At 71.0% G+C, this 7,620-nt stretch carries 11 protein-coding genes; 5 read left to right on the top strand and 6 right to left on the bottom strand.

The features are described from left to right. A partial coding sequence (locus ACFTZL_RS37245) for a MerR family transcriptional regulator (RefSeq protein ID WP_382592523.1) occupies nt 1-545 on the bottom strand: 545 nt, incomplete at its 3' end. A gap of 112 nt (nt 546-657) precedes the next feature. On the opposite strand from ACFTZL_RS37245, the gene ACFTZL_RS37240 reads away from it, so the two are divergent. After that, nucleotides 658-1,239: an RNA polymerase sigma factor gene (locus tag ACFTZL_RS37240; protein WP_382592520.1), complete on the top strand. Its 582-nt coding sequence runs from the start codon at nt 658-660 to the stop codon at nt 1,237-1,239. A 117-nt stretch (nt 1,240-1,356) separates the two neighbouring features. Beyond that, nucleotides 1,357-2,043 (top strand): DUF4397 domain-containing protein, encoded by a 687-nt coding sequence (locus ACFTZL_RS37235; protein WP_382592517.1) that lies wholly within the window; start codon nt 1,357-1,359, stop codon nt 2,041-2,043. On the opposite strand, the gene ACFTZL_RS37230 is transcribed toward ACFTZL_RS37235, so the two are convergent. From ACFTZL_RS37230 to ACFTZL_RS37220, 3 genes are read right to left on the bottom strand one after another with little or no spacing between them, the layout of a single operon-like run. Continuing rightward, nucleotides 2,027-2,989 carry a DUF6207 family protein gene (locus tag ACFTZL_RS37230; protein WP_382592514.1) on the bottom strand — a complete coding sequence of 321 codons (963 nt, stop codon included), beginning with the start codon at nt 2,987-2,989 and terminating at the stop codon, nt 2,027-2,029. The two genes, ACFTZL_RS37235 and ACFTZL_RS37230, sit on opposite strands and share 17 nt — an antisense overlap. Before the next feature lie 10 nt (nt 2,990-2,999). Further along, a complete protein-coding gene (locus ACFTZL_RS37225; RefSeq protein ID WP_382592511.1) occupies nt 3,000-3,893 on the bottom strand; it encodes an XRE family transcriptional regulator in 894 nt (297 codons plus the stop codon). After that, nucleotides 3,890-4,120 carry a hypothetical protein gene (locus tag ACFTZL_RS37220; RefSeq protein ID WP_382592508.1) on the bottom strand — a complete coding sequence of 77 codons (231 nt, stop codon included), beginning with the start codon at nt 4,118-4,120 and terminating at the stop codon, nt 3,890-3,892. The genes ACFTZL_RS37225 and ACFTZL_RS37220 overlap by 4 nt, the downstream gene beginning before the upstream one ends. A gap of 505 nt (nt 4,121-4,625) precedes the next feature. Between ACFTZL_RS37220 and ACFTZL_RS37215 the strand changes: the two genes are divergently transcribed. Continuing rightward, nucleotides 4,626-4,904 (top strand): hypothetical protein, encoded by a 279-nt coding sequence (locus tag ACFTZL_RS37215; protein ID WP_382592507.1) that lies wholly within the window; start codon nt 4,626-4,628, stop codon nt 4,902-4,904. Nucleotides 4,905-4,912: 8 nt separating this feature from the next. Here the strand turns inward: ACFTZL_RS37215 and ACFTZL_RS37210 are convergent, their stop codons facing one another. Further along, nucleotides 4,913-5,704 (bottom strand): MBL fold metallo-hydrolase, encoded by a 792-nt coding sequence (locus tag ACFTZL_RS37210; RefSeq protein ID WP_382592504.1) that lies wholly within the window; start codon nt 5,702-5,704, stop codon nt 4,913-4,915. Nucleotides 5,705-5,784: 80 nt separating this feature from the next. Here ACFTZL_RS37210 and ACFTZL_RS37205 point away from each other — a divergent pair, with 80 nt between their 5' ends. After that, nucleotides 5,785-6,408, top strand: coding sequence for an ABATE domain-containing protein (locus ACFTZL_RS37205; protein WP_382592501.1), 624 nt, complete (start codon nt 5,785-5,787; stop codon nt 6,406-6,408). Here ACFTZL_RS37205 and ACFTZL_RS37200 read toward each other — a convergent pair. After that, complete coding sequence (locus tag ACFTZL_RS37200) at nt 6,405-7,088, bottom strand: SDR family NAD(P)-dependent oxidoreductase (RefSeq protein WP_382592498.1); 684 nt, start codon at nt 7,086-7,088, stop codon at nt 6,405-6,407. The two genes, ACFTZL_RS37205 and ACFTZL_RS37200, sit on opposite strands and share 4 nt — an antisense overlap. Before the next feature lie 144 nt (nt 7,089-7,232). Between ACFTZL_RS37200 and ACFTZL_RS37195 the strand changes: the two genes are divergently transcribed. Continuing rightward, nucleotides 7,233-7,620 (top strand): TetR/AcrR family transcriptional regulator (locus ACFTZL_RS37195; protein WP_382592495.1); only part of this gene is annotated, 388 nt, incomplete at its 3' end.

Below are 7,620 nucleotides of genomic sequence, written 5' to 3'. Positions count from 1 at the left end.
ACGTACTTCTCGCCCGAGCTCTCCCACTTGCGGCCGGTCGCCTGCAGGGTCGGCATGATCACCTCGGTCCAGGCGGTGACCAGTCCGTGGTCGGCGATCGCCGCCAGCAGCAGCTCGTCCAGAGCGGCGGCGTCGAGACGCAGGGCGGCACGGGCGATCCCTCTGGACTCCTGGCGCACGTCGCCGAGTCGCATGCCGCTCCCGGCCCGGCTGCGACCGCGGGGCAGCGGTCGCGGTCGAGGGAGCGCCGCCGGTGTGTGCGGGGCCGCGTCCGGCGGCGCATCGCCGAGCGCCATGCGCGCGGCCTCGGCAGGGGGCAGCCCGGTCGCCGTCAGGGCGCACATCCGCTCCAGACGGGCCACGTCCGCGGCGGTCCAGCGCCGGTGCCTGCCGCCGGTGTGCGCGTCGGGACCGATGCCGTAGCGGCGGTCCCAGGTACGGACCGTGGTGGGCGCCACGCCGAGGCGTCTCGCCACTTCTCCGGTGGTGAGCCCGCCGTGCCTCAGGTCCTCCTCGTGCCGGCCGTCGCCATCACCTCTGCTCACAGGCCCACTGTACGACGCACAAACGACGCATGTTGCCTGCGTCGTTTGTGCGTCACAACACTGGGACGCGTGCGGACGGCCGCATATCGCGCATGGCAGGAGGAACCAGGCCATGATCATCGACACCCGAGACGAAACCAGGTACGAGGACGAGCTGGCCCATGGATTCCGTGCCGCCGACGAGGACGCCTTCGCCGCGGTCTACAGGCGCTGGGCGCCCATGGTCCACACCATGGCCACCCGGTCGCTCGGCGACACGTACGAGGCCGACGACGTCACCCAGCAGGTGTTCCTCGGCGCCTGGCGTGGTCAGGCCGGCTTCCGCCCGGAGCGGGGCCCGCTGGGCGCCTGGCTCGTGGGCATCACCCGACGCAAGATCATCGACGCGCTGGCCGCCCGGACCAGACGGCTGGCCCTCGCCGACTCGCTCGCCCACGCGGACGACACGCCCGGACGGGACGAGTCGGCGGCGGAGGACGTCCTGGACCGGGTCCTGCTGGTGAACGAGTTGTCCTGTCTGCCGAGGCACCAGCGGCACGTGCTGTGCCTGGCGTTCTACGAGGACCTGACCCAGGCTCAGATCGCGGAACGGACCGGAATGCCCCTCGGCACGGTGAAGAGTCACGCCCGCCGTGGCCTGCAGCGGCTGCGCAGCGCGATCGAGCAGAACCAGGTCCGCTGGACGGGCGTCTAGGCGCGCCGCCGAACCGGCCGACGAAAGGCGCCGCGCGCGCATCCGCTGCGGTCGCCCTGCGCGAAACGACATCGAGACCCCGCAACGTGCGGAGGCGCATTCGAAGGGATCACCCCCATGACTTCCCGGACTTCTCTCGCTGTCGCCGCATCGGCCGCCGCCTGTGCCCTGGCCCTGGGCGCCACCGCGCCCGCCATGGCGGGTACCGCCTCGCAGGACCAGGCCATGGTGTCCGTCTTCCACGGCATTCCCGGGATGACCGTCGATGTCTACGCCAACGGTGACGAACTGCTCGGCGACTTCAAGCCCGGCACGGTGACCGACCCGCAGGCCCTGGACGCCGGGACCTACGACATACAGATCTTCGAAGCGGGCCAGAACCCGGACGCCACACCCGCCCTCGAGAAGGAGATCAAGGTGCCCGAAGGTGGGAACGCCACGATCGCCGCCCACCTCACCGCCGACGGCGAACCGCAGCTCACGGCCTTCACCAACGATGTCTCGCAGGTCGACGACGGCAAGGCCCGCCTCACGGTGCGTCACGTCGCCGCCGCTCCGGCTGTCGACGTCCGCGCGAACGGGCAGCCGCTCTTCACCGGCCTGGAGAACCCCAAGGAGGACACTGCCGAGGTCGAGGCAGGCACCGTGAAGGCCGATGTCGTGCTCGCCGGCACGGACACCGTGGCCATCGGTCCGGCCGACCTGCCCCTCAAGGACGGGACGGCCGATGTCGTCTACGCCTGGGGCAGCGCCGAGGACAAGAACCTGGCGCTGGCGACACAGACACTCAACGCCACGAAGTAGGTTCGGTGGGCCTGCGGTCCAGGAGGTAGCGCAGCCGCACATCGCGACGGTCCGCTCCCCTGGCCGTGCGGTCCGCGACGGCCGTTTCCCAGCAGGCCGCGAGGGCTTCCCGGAAGAAGCTGGAGGCGGACTCGTCGCGTGCGGCGGTCTCCACCAGGACCCGTTCCGGCTCGTGCACGGACTCGCCGGAGCGCTCCGCGGCGTCGGCTCGCGGCCTGGTGCGGTTGGGCAGGCCGGTGGCCGGCGACCGGGCCTGCCGTACCGACCGGGAGACCGCTGACGTGGCGGCCAGGATGATCTCGAGTTGTTCGGCGAAGTGAGGGCCGGGGAGCGGGATTTCGTAGCCGGGGTTGCGGGCGTATCCGGCGGCGACGGCGTTGGTGACATAGGACTTGACCGCGGTGAATGTCTCGGTGTGGTCGCGGGAGGCGGCCGGGGCCAGGCGGCTGAGGATGCGCAGGACCGTGGGAATGCTGGTGTCGACGCCCAGGCCGCTGTCGGCCGGTGCGTCGTCGCCGGCCTGCTTGTGCCACAGGGCGGCCGCCGGCCTGTCGCCGAGCGCGAGGTGATGCAGATAGAGGCAGTAGGAGGCGGCGGGTTCACCGGCCCCGGCGGCGTACTGCCACCAGAAGCGCGCGCCGTCCTGCGCGTCGGCGAGTTGCAGGACGCAGCCCAGGATCCAGGCGCCGCGCGGGGAGGGAAGCTGCTCGGTGACGAAGTCGGCGAGCTGGCGGGGCGTGGAGTGGACGACGACCGCCTCGCACAGGGCCCACAGACTCCGGGCGGCGTTGTCGTCGGCCAGGTCGCCGCCGCCGACGTCCCACAGCGGTGTGCCGTCGGGGGCGAAGGCCGGGTAGGCGGTGTCCTCGTACGGGACGGTGTCGGACGGCACCTGGGGATCGCGCATCAGCAGCGAGCGGGAGAGGAGTTCGTCGATGGCGGTCATGGCGGGGTGCTCACTCCCGGTTGTCATGGCGGTGGTGGGTGCCTTCCAGGGCGCCTCGGGCGTGGTGGTCGATGGACTGGGTGATGGCCGCGGACAGGCCGACGACGTCGGGGACGGCGTCGGGGTGGATGCCACACAGGTAGCGCAGGACGGTGACGTCGAGCTGGTTCTGGGGCAGCCGGGCGACGGCGTCGAAGAAGTCGGCGAGCCGGCCGATGCGGGCGAACCGGGCGGTGAGATCGTCGATCCGGCTCTGGTCGACGGTCTGGAACGCCGCCGGGCGCAGATCGGGATGTCCGGCCGGGTGAAGGTGCGCGCGTAACAGGACGCGGGAGCGCAGCAGCCGCCATGCGTGGCGGGGGACGTTGGGGCCGGCGACGGCGTCGTCCCAGCCCAGCCAGAGGATGTCGCAGGCTTCCGAGACGACCCAGTGGGCGCGCCGGTCGCTCTGCAGGAAGGCGCGGGCGTAGGCGGTGTAGGGGTGGCGCATTGCCTCGGTGAAGCCCTGGTGCGCGAGCGGCGGCCGTTCCGGCGGCAGCGGCTGGACGGCGTGTATGCGGCTCTCGATCCACGCGGGGTCCTTGGCCGCCTCACGTGCCGCCGCGGTCCACAGGCGGCGCAGCGGCCAGACGGGGATGTCCAGGGCCCGGACCACGCTGTAGGTGATCTCCCAGCCGGGGTAGTAGCCCTTGCCGCGCAGCAGTTCGCTGATGCGGGCCTTGGAGTAGCCGGAGCGGCCGACGAGGTCGTCGAGCGTGAGCCCGCTGGCGAAGAGCCTGCTGCGCACCGGCTCCAGCCACGCCCGGTGGGAGGGGCCCACCTGCTCCCCGATCGACTCCGGTTTGCGGCCGCGCCTGCTCGGCGGCTCGCCGTCGGGCTGCTCGTACGCGGAGAACGGGGTCATCGCACCGACTCCTCGGGTCCGGCCGCTATGGCCGTCGAGGCGGCGTCCACCGGGGTGTGGCGCGGGGACTGCGTGGCGTGGAGGGCGGCGACGATCTGCTGTACGAGCAGTCCGAGCGACGGCAGCAGCGCGGCCACGGCCGCGAGGTGCCCCAGCACGGTCATCACCGTGCTCCACGCGAAGACCGCCACCATCACGACGACGGTCAACACCTGCTTACTGGACATCGCACCTTGTCTCTCAACTCGAGGCGTCTGGAAGGCCCTTCCACGGCGGTGCTGAGGCGCTGCGGAAGAGTTGGACGTCAGCATGGTGCGTCGACCGCCGGACACTCAACGTGATCATGGAGTTACGGAACAATGCCGCCGGGCGTCCCGGTGCCCGCAGCGTGCCTCACCGGGCCATGTCGGTCACCCGCGCGTGCAAAACATGGCGGATTGAACGCTTTTGAAGGCGGAAACGTACTTCTCCTTGCGACACCGGGGGCAAGGCGCACCATGGAACGCGGACGCCTCCCCGGGCGTCGGACCTTCCAGTCTGGAAGGACGAGCGGTCCCTTCGTGCTGAAGAACGACCGGAGGGGACCGCACCGCTCCCGCCCAGACCCCGTGCTGGGCGGGAGCCGCTGTCTCACAGGCCTGTTCGGGTGACGCAAGACGCGCGCCTCCATGGATATGCGGACAGAATGCGCGTAGGCAGACGGCTCACCAACCGGCAGGTCAGGAGACAGTCGTGGCAGAGACAGCGAACGGGGATGTCGAGTTCCGCAACGCCATCATGGACGCGTTCCTCAAGTACCCCGAGGCGCAGGGCAGATACGCCCTCGCCAGCCTGGAACTCGAGAACGAGATGGGCATCGACTTCGAGACCCAGGTCGGATACTCCCGGATCGACGGCAACAAGATCATCACCGAGTTCCGGGATCGGGACACGAGCGTCAAGGCCCAGCTCTGCTTGAAGTGGAGCTTCGACTACAGCCGCTGCCTCCATTGGCGAGAGGCACCGGAGTAACCCCGTGATCAGCCCGAGTGCCCCCAGTCCAGGCGGTCGGCCAGCCCCGCGGCGGTGAAGGCGGCCTGGAGTTCGGCGCGACCCTCGGTGAAGTGGGTCCAGCTGTCGTAGTGAACGGGGACGACCCGGCGGGCGCCGAGGATCCGCGTGGCTTCGGCGGCCTGGGCGCTGTCCAGCACGAGGGTGCCACCGTCGAAGAGGCCGGCGAAGCGGGGGGCGCCCGCGAAGAGGACGGCGGTGCCCACCGGGCCGAGGCGCTCGGCGGTCTCCCTGACCGCGTCGAGGGAGGCGTTGTCACCGCTGACGTACACGGTGGGCAGCCCGTCTCCGGTCAGGACGAATCCGACGACCTGCCCGGTGATCGCCTCGGTCTCCTCGCGCGGACCGGGGCCATGGATGGCGGGGACGCCGGTCACGGTGACCGTGCCGCCGCCGGGGCGGTCCAGCTCGACCGACTCCCAGTCGGCCAGCCCCCTTGCCTTGCCTCCGAGGCGCTTGCCGCCACCGGGGGTGGTGAGGGTCAGCGGTATGTCGGCCAGCAGGGCCCGGCCGGAGCGGTCGAGGTTGTCGGCGTGCTCGTCGTGGGACAGCAGGACCACGTCGACGGGGCCGAGCTCGGCGGGGTCGCCGGCGGCTGGGGCGGTCTTGGTCAGGGACGGACCGCCCGGCTCCGGGTAGTCGCCGGGGGCGTCGAAGGTGGGGTCGGTCAGGAACCGCAGGCCGCCGTACTCGAAGAGAGCGGTCGGGCCGCCGAAGACACGGACGGGGAACTGCTCACGGGTCGTCACTGAAGGAGCCACAGAAGAAACACCTCACGGATGGAAACGGCTTATCCATGAGAGACCGTAGCCGCTCCTCACGGATACGGGCAAGCCGTACCATGAGATCCATGAATGCGAACGCCCCCGCCGAACCGGTCGAACTCGCCATACCCCCCGCGCCGGGCGAGGAGCAGTACCCGGCCCTCGCCTTCGCCAACAGCGCCATCGCATCGCCCGGCGGAAAGTTCACCGACCTCCTCGGCACGCCCGCGCAGGCGAATCAGTGGCTGACGGACCGCGGGCTCGCCCCCGTGGACGCGGGCCTCCGGGAGATGTGCACGGCACAACTGCGGTCGATGCGCGAGCAGATCAGGTCGTTGCTCGCCTCCCGCGTCGACGCGCTGCCGGCCCTGCCCGCCGCCCTGGCCGCCGTCAACGACGCCATGACCAGGGTGCCCACCGCCTCACTGCTCCAGTGGGACGAGAAGGACGGCCCCTACCGCGCACCCTCGCACCCCACCACCGAGATCGTCGATCACGCCCTGGCGACGCTCGCCGCCGACGCGGCCGACCTGCTGACCGGGCCCGACGCCGAGCGCCTCACCGCCTGCGGCTCTCCGCCCTGCGGCCGCTACCTGCTGCGGCACGGCCGCCGCCACTGGTGCTCGACGCGCTGCGGCGACCGCGCACGCGCGGCCCGCGCCTACGCACGCCGGACCCGGGCGGGGGCCGGTGCCGACTAGAGCTTGAAGACGAGTTCGGCCTGGTCGCGCTCGGTGGTGTGCAGGTCCCAGTAGAGGGGGGTGATCTGCTCGGGCCGGGCCGCCTCGATACCGGGGATGACGGAGACGCCGATCGACGAGTCGATGCCGATATGAGCGGCCTGGATGCCGGTGCCGGCGTCCGCCAGCTCCTTGTGCAGGTTCATCACCCAGTTGCGCAGCGCCGCCGCGGCGGCGTTGACGTTCGCGACGCGCGGGTCGGGCCAGATGGAGCCGGCACCGGTGGTGTAGAGCAGGGTGCCCGCGCCGGCCTCGCGCATCGCCGGCAGCACGGCCTGCGTGGCGGCGATGGCCCCGTAGAGCTGGAAGTTCATCTCGAACTCCACGTGGGACGGTTCGGTCCCGGTCGGGGCGGTCAGGGCGGTGATTCCGAACGTCCCCACCGGGGAGTACTCCAGGACGTCGATGCCGCCGAACGCGGCGGCGGCGCTCTCGATCGCCCGGGTGAGCCCGGCGCGGTCGAGCACGTCCGCGGGGAACGCGGCGGCGTTGACGCCCTCGGCTTCGAGCTTGCCGACGAGGTCGTCGAGCTTGTCCCGGTTGCGGGAGATCAGGGCGACGTCGAAGCCCTGGGAGCCGAAGGTGCGGGCGATGGCCAGGCCCATCTGGGGGCCGGCTCCGACAATGGCGATGCTGGGCACAGCGAGTCCTTTCGTTGCAGGTCAAAGGCGCTAAATATATGGATAGACCTATCCATTTCTTGATCCGGATAAGCCTTTCCGGTTCACTGCGTCCACCGTACCACCAAAACTGGATAGGGCAATCCGGTTGCTAGGCTCGCCGGTATGATCCGCCGCGCCCAGCACCCCGACGCCCCCGCCGACCAGCCGCTGCGCAGCGACGCCGAGCGGAACCGGGAGCGGATCATCGCAGCCGCTCGCACGGTCTTCGGGCGCGACGGCCTGAACGCGTCCATGGCCTCCGTGGCCCGCGAGGCGGGGGTGGGGATCGCCACGATCTTCCGGCGCTTCCCGACGAAGGAGGCCCTGGTCGCCGCCGTCTTCTCCGACCGTATGGACGCCTACGCCGATGCGGTCGCCGACGCCCTCGACGACCCTGATCCCTGGAACGGCTTCGCCGGGTTCATCGAGACCGTCTGCGCGATGCAGGCCGCCGACCACGGCTTCGCCGACGTCCTGACCATGACCTTCCCCACCGCCAAGGCCCTGGAGG

Origin of the sequence: Streptomyces sp. NPDC056948 (assembly GCF_042674225.1) — a bacterium.
GTDB classification, from domain to species: domain Bacteria; phylum Actinomycetota; class Actinomycetes; order Streptomycetales; family Streptomycetaceae; genus Streptomyces; species Streptomyces purpurascens.
The sequence above is the reverse complement of the archived record's forward strand: the minus strand, read 5'-3'. Positions and strand labels throughout refer to the sequence as shown.